The 420-nt window shown below is 59.3% G+C and carries 1 protein-coding gene; it reads right to left on the bottom strand.

Annotation, left to right across the window (positions count from 1 at the left end; translation table 11 throughout):
* A partial coding sequence (locus KP705_RS18165) for a transposase (RefSeq protein WP_215765307.1) occupies positions 1 to 420 on the bottom strand: 420 nt, incomplete at its 5' end.

Here is a 420-nt window from a genome sequence, read left to right as displayed (position 1 = left end):
TCAGGGCGTCTGTGGCTTTGTAGTCCGAGACCTGGCCTCCGGTAAGGACAAAGCCAAGAGGGCATCCCTGATTGTCACATCGGACATGGATCTTGCTCGTAAAGCCGCCGCGTGATCGACCAAAAGCCTCCGAATGAGCCCCCCTTTTGCGCCCGTAGCCTGTGAATGGGCACGGACTACGGTACTGTCGACCATATGCTGCCAGTTATCGGTCAGGTCGAGGTCTATCAGGGTTTGCAGCAGAGCATCCCACACCCCCTGCTCAGCCCAACGCCGGAACCGGACATAGACCGAGTTCCATTTGCCGTAGCGCTCATGCATGTCCCGCCACGGACAGCCTGTGCGCAGAACATGCAGCATACCATTGAGAAACAGGCGGTTGTCTCCAGCTGGTCGAGCCCAACGTCCGCGCTCAGGCGG

This window comes from Gluconobacter sp. P1D12_c, assembly GCF_018812105.1.
GTDB classification, from domain to species: domain Bacteria; phylum Pseudomonadota; class Alphaproteobacteria; order Acetobacterales; family Acetobacteraceae; genus Gluconobacter; species Gluconobacter oxydans_A.
Note: the sequence above shows the minus strand (reverse complement) of the source record. Positions and strands in the feature narration are given on the sequence as shown.